The sequence below is a fragment of the Corynebacterium sp. 51B genome (genome assembly GCF_008930785.1).
Taxonomy (GTDB): domain Bacteria; phylum Actinomycetota; class Actinomycetes; order Mycobacteriales; family Mycobacteriaceae; genus Corynebacterium; species Corynebacterium megadyptis.
The window spans coordinates 293,614-315,263 of the sequence record NZ_PQMK01000001.1 but is presented as its reverse complement, the minus strand read 5'-3'; the positions used below and the strand labels follow the sequence as shown (position 1 = coordinate 315,263).

Below are 21,650 nucleotides of genomic sequence, written 5' to 3'. Positions count from 1 at the left end.
TGGATTGTGCCCCGTTTCTCGGCGCTGAGGTGGCCAGGCGCTGCCCGTTCTGTGGGAATTGAGCTACCTAGAGCTTGCGCATAACGGAGACGACCTTGCCGAGGATCTCCGCCTCATCGCCCTTGATCCAGTCGAACTCCATATTGTGCGGGACCAGCCAGACACCACTGCGATCCTTGTGGAACTCCTTCACTGTTGCTTCGCCATCGATCATGGCCGCGACAAACTCGCCAATCTCGGCGACGGGCTGGGAGCGGACAACCACCCAGTCGCCATTGAGGATGCCGGCATCTTTCATGGACTCGCCAACGACCTGGAGCATAAAGAGCTCACCATCGCCCACAATGTCCTGCGGTAGTGGATAATAGCTTTCAACGTTTTGCTCGGCGAGGATCGGCGAACCTGCGGCGATGGAACCCACGACCGGAATATAGGTGGTGCTCGACGTGCTTTCCGGAACCTCATCGGCCGGGGAGGGCTTGTGGCTGCGCTTGGGCTTCGGGCCGGGGCGCTTCGCCGACTCCGGCAGATGGCGCACGTCGACGGCACGCGGCTTATTCGGATCGCGCCGCAAAAAGCCCTTCTTCTCCAGCTCCTTGAGCTGATAGGCCACGGAGGAGGTGGACTGCAGTCCGGCGGCATCACCGATCTCGCGAATGCTCGGCGGATAGCCGCGGAGAACGACGGCATCCCGAATCACTTCAAGAATGCGACGCTGACGTTCGGAGAGGGCGCTGTAGTCAGGTTCGGAGGGGGTGCGGGCCATGGGGTGTCCTTCGAAAGTTGGCTGGCGATGAGCGTGCAGGTGCGGAGCACGGGCAGAGCCGAGGTGGCCCACTGTGCGACGCGGCCCGAAAGGGTGCGTGGTGTTCGAACACGCCCAATCGAACATTTTTCTCTTCAAATCATACGGCTGTTCGCCCAGCAGGGCAAGCATGGGCGGGGTGTTCGATTCCACTTGCGCACTATCGAACACACTGTCTATAGTCGAACATGTGAGTGAAGGATTGTTTCGAACGTCCCGCTCTCTTCCTACAGTGGCTTCCAGTGATGCACTCACCCAATGAAAGGACTTCTTATGACTCTCTCCCTTAACCCCGTACCTGCACCTCGTAGCGCTCGTAGCGAAGGTTCTTCCTTCCCTTACTCTTCTCCCCGTGTGGTGTCTCCGGCTGCAACCTGGAGTGGTGCACAGCGTCGGGAGCTCTCCCGCTCCGCCTGCGGTGTTCGAACGCTGTGTCCTTCAGATAGAACACCACGGCGATCCCGCGGGGTGGGTGGTGATGCGCACGGCGGTCATAATGCTTCGGTCTCTAGGCTCTCCTGGGATGCGTGTGGTCGTTCGAATGGACGATCTGCGGGCGCAGCGTTAAAGGCCCACGAAGGCCCGTGGCGTAGCGTGCTGAAGCAGGCGCTCGTGTCCACCTGTGTGGGCGTGCTCGTGGCCGGTGGATTCCATGCCGCGATGAGTGCGCAAGATGGCCAGCTTCCGCAGACCCCGCCGAACCTCATCACCCACACGGCGAGTGTGCAGTAGCGCAGAATGCGTCACCCCAGCGGTGGCGGCTAGCTAGCTCGGTGGCTGGGCTCGGCGCGGGGTCGCGCTTCGCTAGACTGGCGTATCAGATAAGCGGTGTGAGGTGATGGTCTCAGAACCGCTGTGTCGGCGGTGTGTGCCGGCAACTGATCGGATTGGAGATTGAGGATTCGCCACCATGCACTGTCCCTTTTGCCAGAATCAGAACTCGCGGGTGATCGACTCGCGAGTCATTGATGCCGGATCGGCCATCCGCCGTCGCCGCGAATGCTCTGAATGCGGTGGTCGTTTCACCACCATCGAAAAGGCCATGTTGTTGGTGCTCAAACGCAATGGCGTCTCCGAGCCCTTTAGCCGCGAGAAGGTGATTACCGGTGTGCGTCGGGCCTGCCAGGGCCGCGATGTCTCCGACGATGCACTCAAGCGGCTGGCCCAAGAGGTGGAGGAAACTGTGCGCAGCCACGGCAGCTCCCAGGTCAATGCCAATGACATTGGCCTAGCGATTCTCGAGCCCCTGCGCGAGCTCGATGAGGTCGCCTATCTGCGCTTCGCCTCCGTCTACCGCTCCTTTAGCAGCGCCGATGACTTCGAAGCAGAAATCCGCAAGATGCGCCGCGTCGCGAAGAAATCAGACTCCTTCTAGGACGCGGCCAACACCAGGCGACAGCCCGCTCGACGCACCATTAGCGCAGGCGGGAGATCGCTCTCTCGATGCGCTTTGCCGAGACCGGGCCAGAGGTGCCGAGGCGCTGGGCAAAAAGCGAGACCCGAAACTCTTGGATCATCCACCGAATATCTTTGACGTCGCGGGTACGGGCGCGATTATCCGGTAGAGAACTAAGCCTTTTCTCTAAGGCCTCCTCCACGGCCTCGACCTCATCGAGCAAGTCGAAATCACGGTCGGGGTCGCGCTCCATATCATCGAGCCGGATCCGCATTGCCGCCAGATAGCGGGGGAGATGGCGGAGATGCTCGATACCATGCTTGGCCACCGCTCCCTGCGGCAGCAGAAAATCGAGCTGTTTTTTCATATCCGCAATGGCGTCGCCCGTCCACTGCTCGAGCTCGCTCGCCAGATAGGAATAGTCCACTAGGCCCGGGGCGAGTGCCACGATGATAGAACGCACTCTGCCAGGTACCTCCGGACTCACAGCGGTGCTGAGGGTCTCGAACTCCTCGGGGGTGCGTACCGGTCCGCCGTGGGCGAGCATGAGATCACGAATGGCGGTCACCCGCGCATCCTCAATCAAGCCCGCAGCCTTGGCGTGCGGGTAATTCTCCACCGCGACGCGCTGCTTGAGCGGCAAGCCATTGAGCATCTGGCGCTGATTCACGGATATGGAACGCATCAGCAGCGTCAATTGCGCGGTGAGCATCGCCGCATCGGCGGCCTCCTTGGTGGGCATAGCCTCCACCACTAGGCCGCCATCTTTAATCACCAGCGCCGGATAGGTGGTAAAGCTCTGCCCATCCACCCGGGTGTCGTGGGTTTCCGCGATTTCACCGATCGAATCTTTATCCCAGCTGTGCACGGGGGCGGCAGCGCGGGAGAGGGCGCGCTTGCGCACCGAGGACTGAATCCGGCCGGCCTGACGCTTCTTCAACGCCTCCAGATCCTTATCGTGATCCACCACCTTCCCCCGCTTATCAATGGCGGCGAAGGTCATGCGCAGATGCGGATCCAGCTTCTCGAAGGAGAAATCGCCGGGATTAATGCCGGTGGCGCCGAGCTTGTTCAACCCTTCGGCCAGCTGCTGAGTCACGGTAGAGGTATAGGGCACGAGGCTCGGCAGCACCCGTTCGGCGAAGGTGGGCGCCGGGACGACACTGCGGCGGAGATGCTTCGGCAAGCTGCGCAAAAGCTCGGTGATCAGCTCGGAGCGCAGGCCAGGTACCAGCCAGGCGAACTCGGCCGCCTCTACGCCGGCGAGTACGGGGATGGGGATGCGCACGGTCACGCCGTCGAACTCGGAGCCCGGCTCGAACTCATAGCTGAGGTCGAATACCAGCGAGCCCTGCTGCCATTTATCAGGGAAGGCCTCCTCGGCCACATCCTCGGCGTCAGGGTTCACCAGCTTCGCCGGATCGAAGTCCAAATAGTCGGCGGCGGCGCGCCGCTTGCGCTTCCACCAACCATCAAAGCTCGGGCCTGTGGTCACATCCTCGGGCAGGCGTTCATCATAGAAGCGGAACAGCGTGTCCTCGTCCACCACGATGTCGCGGCGGCGGGCCTTGGCCTCGAGGTGGGAGGCCTCGTCGAGCTTGGCTGCATTCGAGTGGAAGAACTCGTGGTGGGTGTTCCAATCGCCCTCGATGAGGGCGTGGCGGATAAACATATCCCGCGCCGCGGCCCGATCGACCGTGTGATAGGCCGTCAGCCGGTCAATCACCACGGGCACGCCCCACAGCGTGGAGCGCTGATAGACCATCGCGGCGGCCCGCTTCGAGGACCAATGCGGTTCGGAGTACTGGTGGCGCAGCAGATCCTTGGCTAACTTTTCCACCCAGCGCGGATCAATCTCGGCCACGGTGCGGCCCCAGAGGCGGGAGGTCTCCACCAGCTCAGCGGCCATCACATAGGCCGGCTGCTTTTTCGCCACATGCGAGCCGGGGAAAATCCTAAAGCGGGTAGTGCGGGTACCCAGATACTCCTTGGTTTTTTCCTCGCGCACACCGATATGCGAGAGCAAACCGGCGAGCATGCTCATGTGAATACCCGTGACATCGCGATGTTCTGTGTCTTGATTTCGGGCGATCACTTCCTCGGCCGTGGCCTGGGGCTCGGTGGGGGCGTCGTGGCGCTTCCAGCCCAGCTGGCGGGCCACCTGCTCCAGCTGGCGCACCAGATCCCACCACTCGCGGATACGCATATAGTGCAGATACTCGCTCTGCATTTTCTTGCGGAATTTATTGCCCGAGAGCTCCGCCCGCGAGGCTTGGATGTAGTCCCACAGGTTGAGCAGGCTGAGAAAATCGCTGCTCGTGTCCTTGAAGCGGGCGTGGGCCTGATCGGCTTGGGCCTGCTTTTCGAGGGGACGTTCCCGCACATCCTGAATAGTCAGCGCGGCCGTGAGCACCATGACATCGCGGGCGACACCGCGCTCATTGCCCGCAATGAGCATGCGCGCCAAACGAGGATCCAAGGGGATCCGCGCCAGTTGCCGGCCGATCGGGGTGAGGATCGGGTTGCCGTCCTTTTCCCCCTGCTCGAGCGCCCCGAGCTCGTGCAGCAGCATCAAACCATCGCGAATCGCCTTGTACTCCGGTGCTTGCACGAAGGGAAACTCCGTGATCGCGCCCAGCCTTAACGACGCCATCTGCAAGATGACGCTGGCGAGGTTGGTACGCAATATCTCAGGGTCAGTGAACTCGGGGCGGGAGAGGAAATTCTGCTCCGAGTAGAGACGAATCGCAATACCCTCAGCCACACGGCCACAGCGGCCAGAACGCTGGCGGGCGCTCGCCTGTGAGATCTCCTCGATGGGCAGTCGCTGCACCTTGGTGCGGGTGGAATAGCGAGAAATACGGGCCGTGCCGGTATCGATTACATAGTGAATACCGGGCACGGTGAGGGAGGTCTCGGCGATGTTGGTGGCAAGAACGATGCGCCGTCCCGCATGCGGGGAGAAGACGCGATGCTGCTCGGCATTCGATAGCCGGCCGAAGAGGGGAGTGACCTCTACGCCGCGATAGCGCTTGGCCTCGATGGCCTCCATGGCGTCGCGAATATCGCGCTCGGAGGGAAAGAAACACAGGATATCGCCCGGTCCCTCCTTCATTAATTCCTCAATCGCCTCGAGCAGCCCATCGAGGGGATCAATATCAATGGTTTTCTCGCCCTGGGTGATCTCCAAGGGACGGTAGCGAATCTCCACCGGATAGGTGCGCCCCGAGACCTCGATGATGGGCGCTGGGGTGGATTCGCTGCCAAAGTGCGTGGCAAAACGCTCGGGGTCGATCGTGGCGGAGGTGATGATCACCTTCAAATCGGGGCGCTTCGGGAGCAGACGTTTGAGATAGCCGAGAAGAAAGTCGATATTCAGCGAGCGCTCATGGGCCTCATCGATGATGATCGTGTCATAGGCGTTGAGATAACGATCGCGCTGCATCTCGGCCAGCAGGATGCCGTCGGTCATGAGCTTAACCGCGGTGGTCGATGAGACGCGATCATCGAAACGAATGGCATAGCCTACCGAGTCGCCGATCTGCTGATCGAGCTCGGAGGCAATGCGCTCAGCCACGGTGCGGGCGGCCAAACGCCGCGGCTGGGTGTGGCCGATGAGCCCACGCCGGCCACGGCCGAGCTCGAGGCACATCTTCGGGATCTGGGTGGTTTTACCCGAGCCAGTTTCACCCGCGATGATCACCACCTGGTGATCACGGATGGCCTCTTTGATGTCCTCGCGCCGAGCAGAGACGGGCAGGCTCTCGGGATAGCTGAGCGCCGGTACTCGCTCATCGATGGCGAGCACAGAGAGCTCGGCAGAGTCGATATCGGCGGCAATCGCGTTCAACGCTCGCGGCGAGCGGGCCTTGCGCAGTTGCCGCCGGAAAGAGCGCTCGGCGGCAAGCGATACGTTCTCAAGCCGCGCGAGCAGGTCCTTCTTACTCGGCGCGGAGGACGATGCTGCAGGGGATCCGTGTTCAGAGCGAGGCATAAGAACTTAGATTCTAGCCACTAGCAGCATCCGGGGGCGAGTAGCCCGCACCCTGTGATCGTCTTAGGCGCTGGGGGAGTCCTCGCTGCGATCCTCGGCGGTGGCGCTGATCGTGGCCTGGTAGGCGCGGGTGATCTCCTTGCCGAGCGCGGCGAAGTCCTCGCTGCGGAAGGAAGAGGAACGATAGACCAAGCGCATGGTGCGTTGGGCTGTCACCGAGGGGGCGAAGCGGGCGATGGCCACGCCCTGCCGGCCGCCCTCGGCTTTCAGAGCGGAGGCGGGGATGAGGGTCGAGCCGAAGCCGGCGCCCACGCACTGCAGGACCGTGGTGAGGCTGGTGGCACGGGTGAAGGTGGAGGATTGATCTTCTGGGTCGGTCTTGGCCGCGCGACAGAGATCAATGATCTGATCGCGCAAGCAGTGGCCGTCGTCAAGCAAAAGTAGCTGTAGCTGCTTCAAGGAGGACAGCGTGACGTCAGTGCGGCCGGCCAGTGCATCGTTGTCGTTGACGGCGATAACGAAGTCCTCATCGTAGAGGGAATAGCTTTCGAGGCCGCTGCGGCTTACGGGGGTGGCCAGCAGAGCGCAGTCGATCTGGCCATCGCGGAGCATGGCCTCGAGATAGTGGGTTTGATCTTCGACGATACGCGGCTCCAGTTCGGGATAGTCCCGATAGAGCAAGGTGAGCAGCTCAGGCAAGAGATAGGGCGCGGCGGTGGGAATTATGCCAATTGTTAAGGGGCCGTGGAGTGGCCCATCGGCGCCGCGTGCCTGGGAGAGGAAGGAATTGGCCTGCTCCAAGGTGGCTTTGGCGAAGGGAAGCAGTTTCGCGCCGATCGGGGTGACGATGACCTTACGGGTGGAGCGTTCGATCAGCTGTACTCCGAGCCCAGATTCGAGGGCGGCGAGCGCTTGGGAGAGCGAAGGCTGAGAGATGTTGAGCTTGGCGGCGGCGATGCCGAAGTGCCGCTTTTCCGCGATGGTGACGAAGGTGCGCAGCTGCGCAAGGGTCGGGCGGTAGTCTTTATTGTTCATGCCTATTACTCTATAACAAGACGAAAAGTTTTACTTCTTGACGCCAGCGGAATATGTGGCATACTTATGGCAGCAACGCAGATGGCGAGGCAGGGGCTTATAAGCCCACTGCATCCCGTGAGAGCGAGCTGCTTTTTCCCAGCAATGGGAAGGTGAAAAAGCCTAGAGAGCGGCGCGTTCGCCACGATGCAGCGGCTACCAGAGCCAGACAGAGGTGATATGCCTCACGTTAAGGTGAAGAGTTGTCAGCCGCGGCCATCGGAGTTGCAACTAAAGCCCGCGGACAGTTGTTGTCTGCACTGCAGTCACCATCACGGCTGTCTGCACCGCTTGTACATTGCTACATCGCATCAGCGATATTTGGAGGAAAACACATGGCTATCATGACCGTTGGAGAGAAGTTCCCTGAGTTCGAGCTCACTGCTCTTAAGGGCGGCGACCTGCACGAGGCCAACGCCACCTCTCCCGAGGATTATTTCGAGACTGTCTCCCTCGACAAGTACGAGGGTCAGTGGAAGGTTGTGTTCTTCTACCCCAAGGACTTCACCTTCGTGTGCCCGACCGAGATCGCTGCCTTCGGCAAGCTGAACGAGGAGTTCTTGGATCGCGACACCCAGGTGCTCGGCGGCTCCACCGATAACGAGTTCGCTCACTTCAACTGGCGTGCCACCCACCCGGAGCTCAAGGGCGTTCCTTTCCCGATGTTCTCCGACATCAAGCACGAGCTTATCCGCACCCTCGGTGTGGAGAACGCCGACGGTGTTGCTGACCGCGCCACCTTCATCATCGATCCCGATGGTGTGATCCAGTTCGTGTCCGTGACCCCGGACGCTGTGGGCCGTAACGTCGACGAGGTGCTGCGCGCCCTCGACGCTCTCCAGTCCGAAGAGGTCTGCGCCTGCAACTGGGAAGCTAATGACCCCACCAAGAACATCAACAAGATGGACGTGCTCCAGGAAGGTCTGAAGTAATAGATGTCGATTGATAACCTGCGTTCGTCCCTGCCCGATTACGCCAAGGACGTCAAGCTTAACCTGGGTTCTTTGACCCGCACCTCTGAGCTCAACGAGCAGCAGCTTTGGGGCGCCCTCGTGGCCTCCGCCGCCGCGACCCGCAACGAGACCGTGTTCTCCGAGATCGCTGACGAGGCCAAGGAGCACCTCTCCGAGGAGGCTTTCGACGCTGCCTTGGGTTCCGCCACCATCATGGCGATGAACAACGTTGCCTACCGCGCCAAGGGCTGGCTGGGCGATGACTACGCCAAGGTGAAGTTCGGTCTGCGTATGAACATCATCGCCAAGCCGGGCATCGATAAGGCCGACTTCGAGCTGTACTCCCTCGCCGTGTCCACCATCAACGGCTGTGAACACTGCTCGGTCGCCCACGATAAGACCGTGCGCGAAGAGGGGCTCACCAAGGAGCAGGTGTGGGAGGCCGTGAAGGTCGCCGCCACCGTCCAGGCTGTTGCCCAAGCTGTAGAGATTGAGGCTGCTCGCTAAGAGCCGATTCTCGCGAGAAGACGACGCCCATCAACGCTGATGGAGCGTCGTCTTTTGTGTGTCTACACACGACACCGCGCTGCCCAGTACCGATCCTGGTCATAGGCAGCGCGGTGATGTCTCAGGTGGGTGCTGCCTAGTGATAATCCAGCTGCAGGGCGCTGAGCTGCACCTCGCCGGCTGCATCCGAGGCATCGAGATCCACCACGCCCTGGAGTGCAAAGGAGTTATCGCCCTCGGGGTCTTTGAATATTTGCCGCACCGACCAGCTGCGCCCATTCTGGGTGAGGTGGAAGTATTCGGGGCCGCGCGCCTCTGGTCCCACATCCATGTCCGCGTATTCGTCGAAATAGGCGTCCATGGCAGCGGGGAAGTCCGGGGCATCGTCGAGATAGTCCACCATCTGCGCGAGGGCGTCCTCCTCCTCATAGGCGAAGAGCTGGGTGAGGCGGAAGAAGTAGTTGCGCACCATGATGGTGAAGGCGCGGCGATTGGCGCTGAGCGCGCTCGGATCCTCCACCCCGAAGGCCACCTGCTGATCCACGGTGTCCTGATCGATGGGCTGGTCGGGATCGGCCATGTGGGCCCACTCATCCAAGAGCGAGGAATCGACCTGGCGCACCAGCTCGCCCAGCCACACAATGATGTCGTCCACGTGCTCGTTGCGGTATTCCGGCGGCACCGAGTGCTCGAGGGTGCGCCACGCATCGGTGAGATAGCGCAACACCACCCCTTCCGAGCGGGCCAGCTGATAGGTGGAGACGAGATCGGAGAAAGTCATGGCCTTTTCGATCATTTCCCGCACCACAGACTTCGGCTTTAACTCAAACTCTTTTACCCAAGGCTGGGTTTCGGCATAGGTATTGTAGGTCTGCTCCAGCAGCTCCTTCAGCGGCTGCGGATAGGTGATCTCCTCGATCATCGCCATGCGATCGTGATAGTCGTAGCCCTCCGCTTTGAGCGCCTGAATCTCCGCCCCGCGCGCGGCGCGTTCCTGGCCGACCAGCAGCTGTCGGGGATTTTCCAGAATCGCCTCAAATACCGAGATCACATCGAGTGCGAAGGTCTCCGATTCCGGGTCCAGTACCTCCAGTGCAGCGATGGCAAAGGGCGCCAGGGGCTGGTTGAGCGCAAAGTCACGCTGCAGCTCGGCGGTGAGCTGATAGCGCTCTTCATGCGGGCCACTCCCCGCATGCTTATCGACGATACCTGTCGCCACCAAGCCCTTAATCAAGTCGATAGAGGTAAGTAGCTCGGTGTTCTGTTTAGCGCGCGGGTCATGGGTGCGCCGGATCAACTCCGTGATGTGGTGCAGCCCATCACCCTCGCGGGCGAGCAGGTTGAGCAGCATGGAGTGCGACACCCTAAATTGGGATTGCATGTTCTCCGGCTCGGCGTCGATAAGCCGCTCATAGGTGGTGTCCGTCCACGTCACCTCGCCCTTCGGGGCGGCCTTTTTGCGGAGCTTCTTCAGCTTCGCCTCATCCTGGCCGGCGCGCTTGCGCAGCTTATAGTTTTCGATCTCATGCTCCGGCGCTTCAATAACCACGGTGCCCACCGTGTCGAAGCCGGCCCGGCCTGCGCGCCCGGCGATCTGGTGGAACTCTCGCGATTTCACGAGGCGTTGGCGCTGGCCATCGAATTTCACCAGCCCCGTCATCAACACGGTGCGAATGGGCACGTTGATACCCACCCCCAGGGTGTCGGTGCCGCAAATGACCTTCAATAGCCCAGTCTGGGAGAGACGTTCGACGAGGCGACGATACTTCGGTAGCATGCCGGCATGGTGAATGCCGATGCCCTTGCGCAGCAGCGAGGACAAAGTGGTGCCAAAACGGGTGGAGAAGCGGAAGGAGCCGATCTCCTCGGCGATCTTCTTCTTTTCCTCATCGTTAATAACCTTCAGCGAGGTTAGCGCCTGGGCGCGCTCGGTGGCCTCGCGTTGGGTGAAGTGCACCACATAGATGGGGGCTTTGTCCTGAGAAATCAGTTTCTCGATGGTCTCGTGCACCGGGGTATAGACATAGGAAAACTCCAGCGGAACGGGTCGAGTCGCACCCGCGACCAAGGTGGTATCTCGGCCAGTGCGCTCGCTGAGGTCCTTTTCTAGGTGCGTGGTATCGCCTAAGGTGGCGGACATCAACAGGAACTGCGCTTTGGGCAGCTCGAGCAGCGGCACCTGCCACGCCCAGCCGCGTTGGGGATCGGAGTAGTAGTGGAACTCGTCCATGATCACCTGGTCGATGGCGGCATCCTTGCCATCGCGGAGGGCAATATTGGCCACAATCTCCGCGGTCGCGCAGATGATGGGGGCCGAGCCATTGACGGTGGCATCGCCAGTCATCATCCCCACCTGCTCGGGGCCGAAAATATCGCAGAGGGCGAAAAACTTCTCGCTCACCAGCGCCTTGATGGGCGCGGTGTAGTAGGAACGCTGGCCGCGCGCCATCGCGATGAAGGCCGCGGCAATCGCCACCATGGACTTACCCGAGCCCGTGGGAGTGGCGAGAATAACATTATCGCCAGCGAGAATCCCCAGCGACGCTTCCTCCTGGGCGGGGTAGAGGCTCATCCCGCTATCGTCTACCCAGCGCAGATAGGAATCGAATACTGATTCATCAAGCAGCGACTCGGGTACTTCGGCGAGATCCGGCAGGAACTGAGTTAGCGTCGTCTTCACACTTACTCAGACTACCTAGCCCCGCTGCCGCGGCGCCGCAGGCCCCTCGCAGCCGCGCGAGAAGCAGCCGCAGCGAGAGGTGCGCCCACTTAGTGGGGCTCGCTATCGCCCTCGCCGCCGTCGGCATCCTCGCGGGCCTCTCCCGCAGCGGAGTCCTCCTCGCCAGCCTTATGCTCCTCCTGCTGGGGCTGATCCTGCGGGGACTCGGCGTGATACATGCTGTGCTCCTCGCCACCGAGACGCTCCAGCATGGCCTGCCAGCGGGTGCGGGGCTGGCCATCCTCGGCGGCGTCCTGCGCACTGTCCTCGCTATCGGTGGCAGCTGAGCTCTCGCTAGCAACGGAGGCAAGAAACTCCTCAAATTCCGCCCCCAGCTCCTCGGAGGAGGGGATCTCCACGTTGCGGGGGATCAGCGCTTGGGGATTCGCCTCGCGGAAGCGCGCCAGCTGCTCGTCGTACTGCTCCTCCAGGGAGGAGACCACCTGCTGAATCTCCTGGGAGTTAAAAGTCTGCTCCGCCAAATCACGCTTGACCCGCTCGGCATCGGCCTGCAAGGACTTCAGCGGCAGCACCAGCTCGCCGACATCACCAATGGCGTGCAAGAGGCTCAACGCGGCCTCTGGGTACTCCGAGGCGGAGACATAGTGCGGCACATGCGCGGTATAGCCGGCAACATTGCGGCCCCGCTTATTGAGCAGCCGCTCGATATGCAGCGCCGCCGCGCCGGGCACGATGATCTGTGAATCCATGGTGTAGAGCGGCTGAACCAGCTGCGGATCATTGCCGTGCGCCGAGACGATCAGCGGGCGGGTATGCGGCACCGACATAGGCGCCGCGTAGAGCGCAATGGTTTGTTCCACGTCATAGCGCTCCGCCAGATCGGCGACGGCCTTGCTAAACGCCTGCCAGCGCAAATCCGGCTCGGGGCCGGAGAGCAGCAGGAAGGACCGGCCGGTAGTATCGCGCACCACATTGAGCGTGAGCTTGAGATCGTCGATCTCGACCACGTGCTGCTGATCGATTGCCACCGGCGGGCGGCGGGAGCGATAGTCAATGAGCTCATCGTTATTAAACGAGGCAATGAGGCGGTGGTCCAAGGCGGAGAGCAAATGCCGCGATACCATCTCCACGGCGCGGCCGGCATCGGCGTAGCCCTCCAAAGCAATCAACATCGTCAGCCCCGGAGTGTTATTGCCCTCGCTGTCTCGCTCGGCGGAGGAAGACAGCTCTGGAGAAGGGTACTCCAGTTCGTACATCGAGAAATCGTCTCGTGCCATCGTGCCTCCTTAAGGTCATAGAGCGGGCGGGACACACCTGCCGGCGCGCTAGTTACGTCTGTGTTATTAGCTTAGTGTCTTTGTCTCTCTCGCATAGGCGTCCAGCACCGTGCGGATGCTGGCCTGATGTGAGCAACAACGCCACACACGCCCCTGCTATTCCCAGTGCGGGCCATCGCAGTGTGTGCTCATGTGGCGCTATTTTCGCATACCGCATAGCCGGATAACCATAGCGCATCTCTCCCCACTGGCAGGGCTGTCGTTCAGTGGGAGGCTGTGGATAACTCTGCGCCATCCACAACTCGGCGCCGAAAAACGGACACTGGCCCGTGCTGACCGCGATCCTCGGCAACGATACCTGCCATGAGCACACAGCATTTCGCCCCCGGTTCCTTTCTCGCCTCCATCCCCGCCACCCTCGGCTTCTTCCCGCACGACTCCTTAGTGCTGGCCGGCTTCCACATCAGCGCCCCGCAGCCCGGGCAGACGACAGCCACGGTCACTTCCGGTCCCATTGCGCGCTTAAGCCTCAGCGATCTCGAGCGTATCGACGCTATCTCTGAGACCCTCGACGCCCTCGATAGTGATTTCTTGCTCGGTTTCATCGTCCGCAAAGGCTCCAGCCAGGTGATCGCGCAGCGCGTGGACGAGTACTGCCGCGACGCTCAGATCCCACTCGGGGCAGTGTGGTCCACCTATGAGATCGCCGCGGGCGAGCAGGTGCGGCTGGAGTTCGTCTCCGATTCCGTCGCAGCGATCTCCTCCTGGAAGCGCCACCTGCGCGATGATGTGATCCCACCGCTGGAGCGCACCTCATCGATGCGGGAACTCATCGCCCGCGGTGAAGAGCTCCCCGAGCTGGATCGCGAGAGCTTCCTCGAGCAATTCCGGCGAGATACCGAGACCATCTCCGAGGAACAGTCCCGCCTCTGGTCCTGGGCACTGGAGAACAAAGTGATGGATCTCTACGACAGTGCGGAGAAAGACACCGCCCCCTATGCGCTCGTGGAAGACTTCTTCGCCGCGCTCGATCAGCTGCCCGCTGAGACCACAGTGGAGGAGATCAAAGAGGATCTCGCCTTCCTCGAGTTGCTGGGATCCTGTCTCGCCGATCGCGCCCTGCGGGATATGGCCATCGTCGCGGTCGGCAACACTTCCTCCATGGTGCTCTACCGCGCCCTCCAGGCAGCCGCGCACGTCTTTTCCGGCACGATTCGGGCCAATGCACTCAGCCTGCTCGCCCTCGAAGCAGCGGCCCGGCAGTGGATGACAGTGGTGCCCGCAGCATTGGGCTGTGCACAAGAAGAAGAGCAGGGACACACCCTAGCCCAACTGCTCTTCAACGCCTATATGCATGGGCTCATCACAGACTCGGTGAGCGCCTGCACCGAGGCCGCTGAGCAGCTGTGCTCCAGCGTCGGCATTCACCGCGCCCGTTGCAGCTAGCCCTAGCGGAGAGAGCCCCCGCTGGCTCGAACCGGGGCGGCCGAGTCGGGTCCTGACAGCGCGAGAGGCGGCAACCACACTGGGCTGCCGCCTCTTGCTATCGCTCTGCGCTATGGGAGTGCTAGGTCGCAGACACGCTCGTTATCGCCGCGCGCTATAGGCCCGATCTCCCAGCTGCGAGGTAAACGACCACGCATCTTGGACGATGGTGCGCAGATCGGTGCGGGTGGGGCGCCAGCCGAGCTGCTCCATCGCCTTGGCCGAGGAGGCGATGAGAGTGGCGGGATCGCCGGCGCGCCGGGGCGCGACTTCGGCGGGGATCGGATGGCCAGTTACCTCGCGGCAGGCATCGATCACCTGGGCCACCGAGTAGCCCTCACCCGAGCCCAAGTTGAAGATGCGGTGCTCGCCAGACGTATTGGACTCCAGTGCCAAAAGGTGGGCGTCCGCGAGGTCGCGGATGTGAATATAGTCGCGCACGCAGGTGCCATCCTCGGTGGGCCAGTCATCGCCGAAGATCATGATCTTGTCGCGGTGACCCAGCGCCACCTGCAGTACCAGCGGGATGAGGTGGGTTTCCACCTCGCGGTTTTCGCCGATCGTGCCATAGGCTCCCGCCACATTGAAGTAGCGCAGGCTGGTTGCCCCCAGGCCATAGGCGTGGCAGTAGCTGGTGATCGCGTAGTCGATGGACAGCTTGGTCGCGCCGTAGGGGTTGGTGGGTGCGGTGGGCATGTCCTCGGTGATGGGCACTGTCTTCGGCTCGCCATAGGTGGCGGCGGTCGAGGAGAACACCAGATTGTTGACCCCGTTCTCGCGCATGGCGTCGAGAAGCGCGAGGGTGGTGACGAGGTTGTGCTGCCAGTACTCCTCGGGCTTCTCCACAGATTCGCCCACGAGCGAGCGGGCCGCGAAGTGGGCCACGGCGTCGATGTTGTGCTCGCGGAGCACAATGGCGGCGACATCGCGAACATCGCCTTCCACGAGGGTGGCCTCGGCGGGCACAGCCTCGCGGTTTCCGGTGGAGAAGTTGTCGATGACGGTGACGGAATGTCCTTGTTCAATGAAAACCTGAGCGCACACGCTACCTACGTAGCCGGCGCCTCCAGTGACCAGAATGTTCATAGACTCCAGCCTACTCATTCTCAGTTACACGTCGGACGTCTGCCGATAGGGCGCTGCTCACACTACGCAGCGCGACCGTACACATAGCTCTCCGCCCCTCGCGGGCACCACGGTGGCACCGGCGAGGGGCGGAGAGCTAAGGAATAAAACTACAAGAGGGACTAGGCCTTTTCGACACGCACGGCGTGACTCAAGGCAGGGGAGAGGCGTACCTCTTTATCCTCGGTCTTGAAGGCGACGCCATTGCGGTCGTGATAGACCGTGACCGTGCTTCCGGTGCAAATTCCTGCGGCGATGAGACGCTTCATCTCGTCATCATTGACCTGGAGGATCTCATTGACCTGCACGATCCGCACCTTGTGGTCGGTGTTTTCTGCCAAGTCCACGATGCGGGTGCCGTGATCCGGTTCGACGTGATCGCGGCGGCCTAGGCGATCAAGACCTGGGATCGGGTTGCCGAAGGGGGAGCGGTCCACATTGGGCAGCACATCGAGCAGGCGGCGCTCGACCTCGTCGCTCATCACATGCTCCCAGCGGCAGGCCTCATCGTGAACCTTCTCGATGTCGTAGCCAATGACGTCAATAAGAAGGCACTCAGCGAGGCGGTGCTTGCGCATCACCGCGATCGCCCGCTGGCGGCCATCGGAGGTCAAATGGAGGCTGCGGTCATTGGCGACCACCACCAGCCCGTCGCGCTCCATGCGGGCTACTGTCTGACTCACGGTGGGGCCGGACTGCTCCAAACGCTCGGCGATACGTGCTCGAAGGGGAATAATGCCCTCTTCTTCGAGTTCGTAGATCGTCCGCAAATACATCTCGGTGGTATCGACAAGATCCTTCACGAAGCTTTAGCCCTTCTCTGTTCGCTCCCCTTATAGCCATACGGTCTGCGGCAATAAGGAGACATCACAATTGTTAGTCCCTGTAATTTAATCTAGCTTACTGCGTGCACCTATCCGGTGCAGAGACGCGCGCTGGGGCCGAGTGCGGCCCAGCGTGCGTCTCCGCCTGTCTAGAGCGCGTAGGCGCGTAGCTTGTCGGCGCGGTCGCCGTCACGCAGCTTCGACATGACTTCCCGCTCGATCTGGCGGACGCGCTCTCGGGAGAGCCCGAAGCGGCGGCCGATCTGATCGAGGGTGCGAGGCACGCCATCGTCCAAGCCATAGCGCAGCTTGATCACATCCTGCTCGCGCTGCTCGAGAGTGCCGAGCACCGCGCGAATATCGGAGTGCCGCAAGGAGGCCACCACGGCGGTCTCGGCATCGGTCGCGTCATAGTCTTCAATGAAGTCTCCCAAAGGGGCTTCTTCATCGGCGCCCACCGGCATGTCGAGGCTCACCGGGTCGCGCGACTGGCGCAGCAACAGCTCGATTTTGGCCTCATCAATGCCGGACTCTTCGGCCAGTTCCTCATTGGTGGCCTCGCGGCCGAGGTGTTGGTAGAGCTCGCGCTTGATGCGAGAGAGCTTGTTTACCTGCTCCACCAAGTGCACGGGCAGCCGGATGGTGCGGGACTGATCCGCCATGCCACGAGTAATGGCTTGGCGAATCCACCAGGTGGCATAGGTGGAGAATTTAAAGCCTTTGGCGTAGTCGAACTTTTCCATGGCACGGATCAATCCGAGGTTGCCCTCCTGAATCAGATCCAGAAGCGGCATACCGCGACCGGTGTAGCGCTTGGCCAAAGAGACCACGAGGCGGAGATTCGCCTCGAGCAGGTGGGCGCGTGACTTGCGCCCTTCCTTGGCCAAGATCTTCAGATCGCGTTTTTTGGCGCGGGTGAGATCCGTGCTGTTTTTCAACAAATAATCGGCATAAAGACCAACCTCGATCGCCTTGGCCAGTTCTACTTCGTCTTCGGCGGTGAGCAGCGCAGTTTTGCCAATACCATTGAGATATACGCGGACGAGATCGGCGGCAGGATTGTCGTTCGTCTGATTGCGTCGTCCTCGGGTATCACCGGCTTCGTTATCGGTCGCTCGTGCGGCTTCAGCTGCAGAGCTCATTGGCGCCTCCTGCTCCATCGAGAATGTCATTCTGTTTAACGCCACGACGACCGATTTAGTTCCACCGCTAGCAAAACTGCTGCCCTTGGGCCGCGAGCTGGGGTGATGCGTTCACGACGCTCCCCTATTTGTGGTTAGTTGCCTATGATGTGGTGTCCACCAACACCGTAAACGGGCCGTCATTAACGGAGGACACTTTCATATAGGCACCGAATTGTCCGGTTTCTACTGGGATGCCCCGCTGCTGGAGGAGAGCGGCAATCGCCGCGATACGCGGTTCGGCCTCGGCGCCGCCCGCCGCATCGGACCACGAGGGGCGTCGCCCCTTTTTCGTCCGCCCCATGAGGGTGAATTGGCTCACGAGCAACACGGGGGCGGAGCAGGACTCCACGCTGCGCTCGCCGTCGAGAATCCTCAGTTCAGCGATCTTGCGGGCCATGAGCTCCACATCGGCCTCGGTGTCCTCGCGAGCGACTCCCACGAGGGCCAAAAGCCCGCCGGTGTCGGGGCAGTCGATAGCCCCGACGGTGCGGCCCTCGACGGTGACGGTGGCCTCGGTGACGCGGGTCAATACTGCTTTCACGGCACTACAACTCCTTCAGACATAGGTGGGGGCGGTGTTAATCGGCGAGCAGCTCGGCGGGAAGCACCAGGCCGTGGCGGATGAGATCCACCATCATGGCGATGACCTGCTGCACGATCTCCGCGGGATCGATCTCTTCGGTGACCGCGTAGAGCTCCACGATCTCCGCGAGGGGAAGCCCCTGCGGGTGCAGTCCGGCCACAAGGGAGGCAACGGCCTCGTCGATTTCGTGACTAAAGCGGGGGCCCTCGGTGCGGGCGATATGGATGCTCTCTGCCTGCATCCCGATACCGGATTCGGTGTCGGCGCGACTGATGCGGTCAATGCAGACCCCAGGACGCAGCTGATAGCGGCTCGACAGCATGGAGGTGGCGTCTTGCTCGCGCAGCCAGGAGGTGCGGAGGAAATACTCCTCGACTTCCTCACCCAAACCAGTAGTGGAGGCTGCCGAGAAATCCTCACACATCACCTCGCTCGGGGTGTCCTCCGCGAGCCGTTGGATATGAATGAAGCCGAAGCCCACTCCCGTGACGCCGTGGGTATCGAAGTGGGAGAGCCACTGCTCGGTGCGTCGCTGTCCCTCCTCGCTGCGCGGATCGATGGATTCATCCTTCAACCAGGTGGAGACATAGCGTGGGGCGTCCACGCGATCGCGCTCGAGCACCCACACGGCATAGCCGGTAGGCGGAACCCACGAGCTCACGCGCTGCGCCCAGCTGTCTGCGTTCAACACCCACGCCCCCACGAGGTGGGCGCTGCCGTCTTCCTCGAGATGCTCGCAGGCCTGGCGCACCACGAGTTCGGTGGCGCCGTCGAGATCGGCACCAGAATCTCGGTAGACGTGGTCGATGGTCGCGGGCCCCACCACGAAGGGCGGATTGGCCACGATGCGCTCGAAGCGACGCTGCTGCACCGGCTCGAACCACGGCCCCTGGAGCAGCTCCGCATCCACTCCCGATGCCGCCAGAGTGGCATGGGCAAAGCGCAGCGCCCGTTCCGAGATATCGCTGCCGGTGAGTGCCTCGGCGTAGTCGGCCTGCAGCATCAACTGCACCCCCGAGCCGCAACCCAGATCGAGCAGGCTGGACACCGGGGAGCGCGGCACGGCCTCCGCCAAGGACAGGGAGGCGGCGCCCACTCCGAGCACATGCTCCTTGCCGGGGATGTGCTCCACCATGGAGGCATCCATATCGGAGAACACCAGACCACCACGTGTGCCGCGATCGATGGGGCGGACATCAATGACTACCCGCAGGCCGCCGGTGTCCTCCTTGGCCCAGGACAGCTCGAGGAGGGCGTCGATAAGCGCCCCGCCAAGCAGAGTCTCGCAGCGCCCGCGGGGAAGGGGATCGTGCAGAATAAAGAGCCGGATGGCGTCGTGCAGCGCCGTGGAGGCTAAGACGCAGCGCACCGCGGCAGGTTCGCCGCGGCCAAGGGCGGCGAAGGCGGCGGGGCCGAGAGAACTGGCAATACCGGCGTGGCTATAGCCGATGCGGGCGCATACATCGCCCAGATCGGCACCCACGCGCGCGGCGAGAGAGATAGTCACGAAAAAAGGCCTTGTCTAGTCGTCGTCTGCGTCAATAATGATGTACTCGCCGGTGCCCGAGCTCAGCTCACGGCGCGAAGAATGCTGGTTCAGCGCCTGATGCTCGGCGGCACGCTGGGCGCGGCGCACCTCCGGTTTGTACTGGCGCGGATGCCGCTTATCTTCCGGCTCGCCGGCGCCATTGGCAATCACCACCGCCACCCACGGCAGCAGGGTAGAGATCACAAAGAGCACACCGGAGACCACCATATTCTCCCAAAAGAAATAGGTGGCGGCGCTGAGGAACAAAAAAGGAATACGGGAGCCCTGCAAAATCGCGTACACGGTTTTACGGTGGCGATAGTTTTGCGCTGGGGTGCGGCGGGCATCAGTGATGAGCTCTGCTTTGCGCATGCGGCGTCGCAGAGCGCTGAGGCGGCCGCGTGTCAACGCCGTCTCCTCGGCCGAGCGATCCTCGGCCGGTTCAGCAACGTTTCCCTCATCTTCAGTCATCGTGTTCAAGCCTAGCCCTTCCTCCTACGGGGCAGGATGAGAAGACGACACTTTTCGGGCATGATGTTTCAGGTGAGTACTCAGACAACTACCATCGAGCGTCCCGACATCAGGGAGAACACCGGCACCGACGACGACACGCCGAAGTTCTTCCACTACGTGAAGAAGGATCAGATTGTCGACTCCGCCGTGAGCGGCAAAATGGTTGTGGCCCTGTGCGGGGAGACCTTTCCCGTGACCAAGCAAGCCAAGCCGGGTTCTCCCGTGTGCCCCGACTGCGAGCAGATTTTCCGAGGTCTGCGCCGCAAGTGAGTGCTAACCTTCGCGCCTGGCAGCAGGCCGCCCTCACCAAATATGAGCGCACCCAGCCCAAGGACTTCCTTGCGGTCGCAACCCCGGGTGCCGGTAAAACCACCTTCGCGCTGCGGCTCGCTACAGAGCTGCTCAATAAGCGCACGGTAGATCGCGTGATTGTGGTTGTTCCTACCGAACACCTCAAGGTGCAGTGGGCGGGCTCGGCGCAACGTAATGGCATCATCTTAGATCCCGCCTTCTCCAATAGCGGCGCGATTAACCCCTCCTATCAGGGGATCGTAGTCACCTATGCCCAGGTGGCCATGCACCCCTATAAGCACTATCAACTGGCCACCAATAAGCGCACCTTGGTGATTCTGGACGAGGTGCACCACGGTGGCGACGCGAAAAGCTGGGGCGATGGCATCGCCACCGCCTACCGCGACGCGGAGCGGCGGCTGTGCCTCACGGGTACCCCCTTCCGCTCCGACGATGCCGCCATCCCCTTCGTGCGCTACGAAGACGATGGCGAAGGAAACCTGAAATCGGCGGCGGATTACACCTATGGCTACTCCAATGCGTTGCGTGATGGCGTGGTGCGCCCGGTGGTGTTCTTGGCCTATTCGGGCGAGGCCCGCTGGCGCGATAGTGCCGGCGAGGAATACGCTGCCCGGCTCGGCGAGCCACTGAACGCGGAGCAGACCGCCCGCGCCTGGCGCACCGCCCTCGACCCGAAGGGGGATTGGATCCCCGCGGTGCTGCAGGCGGCGCACACCCGGTTGGGCCAGCTGCGTCTGAACATGCCGGATGCCGGCGGGCTGGTGATCGCCTCCAATAAAACTGCGGCACGCGCCTATGCCCGCGCCCTGGAAAAACTCTCCTCCACGCCGGTGACGGTGGTGCTCTCCGATGAAGCAGGGGCCTCCGAACGCATCGAGGAATTCTCCAATTCCACCGATGAGTGGATGGTGGCGGTGCGTATGGTCTCCGAGGGCGTGGACGTGCCGCGCCTCGCGGTGGGCGTCTATGCCACCTCGGCCTCCACGCCGCTGTTCTTCGCTCAGGCGATCGGGCGTTTCGTGCGTTCGCGCATGCCGGGCGAAAACGCCTCGGTGTTTTTGCCCTCCGTGCCCGTGCTGCTCGACCTGGCCGCAAAGCTCGAGGTCTCCCGCGATCACGTGCTGGGCAAGCCCGACCGGCCCAAGGAGGGCTGGGATGATGAGCTGCTCGCCGAGGCCAATAAAGAAAAGAACGAGCCCGGCGAGGAGGATCCCTCCTACCAGTCTCTTGGCGCCGAGGCCGAGTTGGACTCGCTCATTTTCGACGGCTCTACCTATGGCACCGCCAGCATCGGGGAGGCGGAGCAAGATTATCTCGGCCTCCCAGGGCTGCTCGATGCCGAGCAGATGCGGCAGCTGCTGAAAAAACGCCAAGCCGAGGAGATGTCCCAGTCCGCGCAGTCCGCCGCTC

General features: G+C 62.0%; 17 protein-coding genes and 1 pseudogene. 7 read left to right on the top strand and 11 right to left on the bottom strand.

The genetic code is table 11. The annotated features are described in order from the left end of the window. Positions 1-67: 67 nt before the first annotated feature. The gene (lexA, locus tag GBB14_RS01380; RefSeq protein WP_151528609.1) at positions 68-766 is read right to left on the bottom strand and encodes a transcriptional repressor LexA; all 699 of its coding nucleotides are present in this window, start codon (positions 764-766) and stop codon (positions 68-70) included. A 633-nt stretch (positions 767-1,399) separates the two neighbouring features. Between lexA and GBB14_RS10555 the strand changes: the two genes are divergently transcribed. After that, positions 1,400-1,537 (top strand): hypothetical protein, encoded by a 138-nt coding sequence (locus GBB14_RS10555; RefSeq protein ID WP_192796083.1) that lies wholly within the window; start codon positions 1,400-1,402, stop codon positions 1,535-1,537. A gap of 178 nt (positions 1,538-1,715) precedes the next feature. After that, positions 1,716-2,180 carry a transcriptional regulator NrdR gene (gene nrdR / locus GBB14_RS01375; RefSeq protein ID WP_151528610.1) on the top strand — a complete coding sequence of 155 codons (465 nt, stop codon included), beginning with the start codon at positions 1,716-1,718 and terminating at the stop codon, positions 2,178-2,180. A 40-nt stretch (positions 2,181-2,220) separates the two neighbouring features. Here nrdR and hrpA read toward each other — a convergent pair whose 3' ends face one another. Together hrpA and GBB14_RS01365 are read right to left on the bottom strand one after the other, a co-directional pair. Continuing rightward, on the bottom strand, positions 2,221-6,195 hold the full coding sequence (hrpA, locus tag GBB14_RS01370; RefSeq protein ID WP_151528611.1) for an ATP-dependent RNA helicase HrpA: 3,975 nt from the start codon (positions 6,193-6,195) through the stop codon (positions 2,221-2,223). 63 nt (positions 6,196-6,258) lie between these two features. After that, on the bottom strand, positions 6,259-7,230 hold the full coding sequence (locus GBB14_RS01365) for a LysR substrate-binding domain-containing protein (RefSeq protein ID WP_151528612.1): 972 nt from the start codon (positions 7,228-7,230) through the stop codon (positions 6,259-6,261). A 374-nt stretch (positions 7,231-7,604) separates the two neighbouring features. Between GBB14_RS01365 and GBB14_RS01360 the strand changes: the two genes are divergently transcribed. Together GBB14_RS01360 and GBB14_RS01355 are read left to right on the top strand one after the other, a co-directional pair. Beyond that, complete coding sequence (locus GBB14_RS01360; protein WP_018020408.1) at positions 7,605-8,201, top strand: peroxiredoxin; 597 nt, start codon at positions 7,605-7,607, stop codon at positions 8,199-8,201. A 3-nt stretch (positions 8,202-8,204) separates the two neighbouring features. Further along, on the top strand, positions 8,205-8,729 hold the full coding sequence (locus GBB14_RS01355) for a carboxymuconolactone decarboxylase family protein (protein ID WP_151528613.1): 525 nt from the start codon (positions 8,205-8,207) through the stop codon (positions 8,727-8,729). A gap of 136 nt (positions 8,730-8,865) precedes the next feature. Here the strand turns inward: GBB14_RS01355 and GBB14_RS01350 are convergent, their stop codons facing one another. Next, a complete protein-coding gene (locus tag GBB14_RS01350; protein ID WP_151528614.1) occupies positions 8,866-11,409 on the bottom strand; it encodes an RNA helicase in 2,544 nt (847 codons plus the stop codon). Between the two features lie 89 nt (positions 11,410-11,498). Beyond that, positions 11,499-12,686, bottom strand: a complete 1,188-nt coding sequence (locus GBB14_RS01345; RefSeq protein ID WP_151528615.1) for a PAC2 family protein — start codon at positions 12,684-12,686, stop codon at positions 11,499-11,501. Positions 12,687-13,049: 363 nt separating this feature from the next. Between GBB14_RS01345 and GBB14_RS01340 the strand changes: the two genes are divergently transcribed. Further along, positions 13,050-14,132: a DUF4192 family protein gene (locus tag GBB14_RS01340; protein ID WP_151528616.1), complete on the top strand. Its 1,083-nt coding sequence runs from the start codon at positions 13,050-13,052 to the stop codon at positions 14,130-14,132. 141 nt (positions 14,133-14,273) lie between these two features. Here the strand turns inward: GBB14_RS01340 and galE are convergent, their stop codons facing one another. The 6 genes from galE to GBB14_RS01310 all read right to left on the bottom strand — a co-directional run bounded on the left by galE (position 14,274) and on the right by GBB14_RS01310 (position 19,886). Continuing rightward, entirely contained in the window at positions 14,274-15,257 is a 984-nt protein-coding gene (gene galE / locus GBB14_RS01335; RefSeq protein WP_151528617.1) for a UDP-glucose 4-epimerase GalE, read from the bottom strand. Positions 15,258-15,418: 161 nt separating this feature from the next. Then, positions 15,419-16,099, bottom strand: coding sequence for a metal-dependent transcriptional regulator (locus tag GBB14_RS01330; RefSeq protein ID WP_151528618.1), 681 nt, complete (start codon positions 16,097-16,099; stop codon positions 15,419-15,421). A gap of 170 nt (positions 16,100-16,269) precedes the next feature. Beyond that, positions 16,270-17,262, bottom strand: coding sequence for a sigma-70 family RNA polymerase sigma factor (locus GBB14_RS01325; RefSeq protein WP_151528619.1), 993 nt, complete (start codon positions 17,260-17,262; stop codon positions 16,270-16,272). Positions 17,263-17,404: 142 nt separating this feature from the next. Then, the gene (gene dtd / locus GBB14_RS01320; protein WP_151528620.1) at positions 17,405-17,845 is read right to left on the bottom strand and encodes a D-aminoacyl-tRNA deacylase; all 441 of its coding nucleotides are present in this window, start codon (positions 17,843-17,845) and stop codon (positions 17,405-17,407) included. Positions 17,846-17,882: 37 nt separating this feature from the next. Next, the gene (locus GBB14_RS01315; RefSeq protein WP_151528621.1) at positions 17,883-19,394 is read right to left on the bottom strand and encodes a methyltransferase; all 1,512 of its coding nucleotides are present in this window, start codon (positions 19,392-19,394) and stop codon (positions 17,883-17,885) included. Positions 19,395-19,409: 15 nt separating this feature from the next. Then, the gene (locus tag GBB14_RS01310; RefSeq protein ID WP_151528622.1) at positions 19,410-19,886 is read right to left on the bottom strand and encodes a DUF3099 domain-containing protein; all 477 of its coding nucleotides are present in this window, start codon (positions 19,884-19,886) and stop codon (positions 19,410-19,412) included. 72 nt (positions 19,887-19,958) lie between these two features. On the opposite strand from GBB14_RS01310, the gene GBB14_RS01305 reads away from it, so the two are divergent. Both GBB14_RS01305 and GBB14_RS01300 read left to right on the top strand, forming a co-directional pair. Further along, positions 19,959-20,198: a DUF3039 domain-containing protein gene (locus GBB14_RS01305; RefSeq protein WP_151528623.1), complete on the top strand. Its 240-nt coding sequence runs from the start codon at positions 19,959-19,961 to the stop codon at positions 20,196-20,198. After that, positions 20,195-21,620: pseudogene (locus tag GBB14_RS01300) on the top strand (DEAD/DEAH box helicase); the annotation flags it as partial. The gene GBB14_RS01305 and the pseudogene GBB14_RS01300, both read left to right, overlap by 4 nt. Positions 21,621-21,650: the final 30 nt, after the last annotated feature.

Coding starts and splice junctions, on each gene's coding strand:
- nrdR (WP_151528610.1), top strand. CDS start 1,716: ATGCACTGTCCCTTTTGCCAGAATCAGAACTCGCGGGTGATCGACTCG.
- hrpA (WP_151528611.1), bottom strand. CDS start 6,195: ATGCCTCGCTCTGAACACGGATCCCCTGCAGCATCGTCCTCCGCGCCG.
- GBB14_RS01360 (WP_018020408.1), top strand. CDS start 7,605: ATGGCTATCATGACCGTTGGAGAGAAGTTCCCTGAGTTCGAGCTCACT.
- galE (WP_151528617.1), bottom strand. CDS start 15,257: ATGAACATTCTGGTCACTGGAGGCGCCGGCTACGTAGGTAGCGTGTGC.
- GBB14_RS01310 (WP_151528622.1), bottom strand. CDS start 19,886: ATGACTGAAGATGAGGGAAACGTTGCTGAACCGGCCGAGGATCGCTCG.
- GBB14_RS01355 (WP_151528613.1), top strand. CDS start 8,205: ATGTCGATTGATAACCTGCGTTCGTCCCTGCCCGATTACGCCAAGGAC.
- GBB14_RS01345 (WP_151528615.1), bottom strand. CDS start 12,686: ATGGCACGAGACGATTTCTCGATGTACGAACTGGAGTACCCTTCTCCA.
- GBB14_RS01365 (WP_151528612.1), bottom strand. CDS start 7,230: ATGAACAATAAAGACTACCGCCCGACCCTTGCGCAGCTGCGCACCTTC.
- GBB14_RS01325 (WP_151528619.1), bottom strand. CDS start 17,262: ATGAGCTCTGCAGCTGAAGCCGCACGAGCGACCGATAACGAAGCCGGT.
- GBB14_RS01340 (WP_151528616.1), top strand. CDS start 13,050: ATGAGCACACAGCATTTCGCCCCCGGTTCCTTTCTCGCCTCCATCCCC.
- lexA (WP_151528609.1), bottom strand. CDS start 766: ATGGCCCGCACCCCCTCCGAACCTGACTACAGCGCCCTCTCCGAACGT.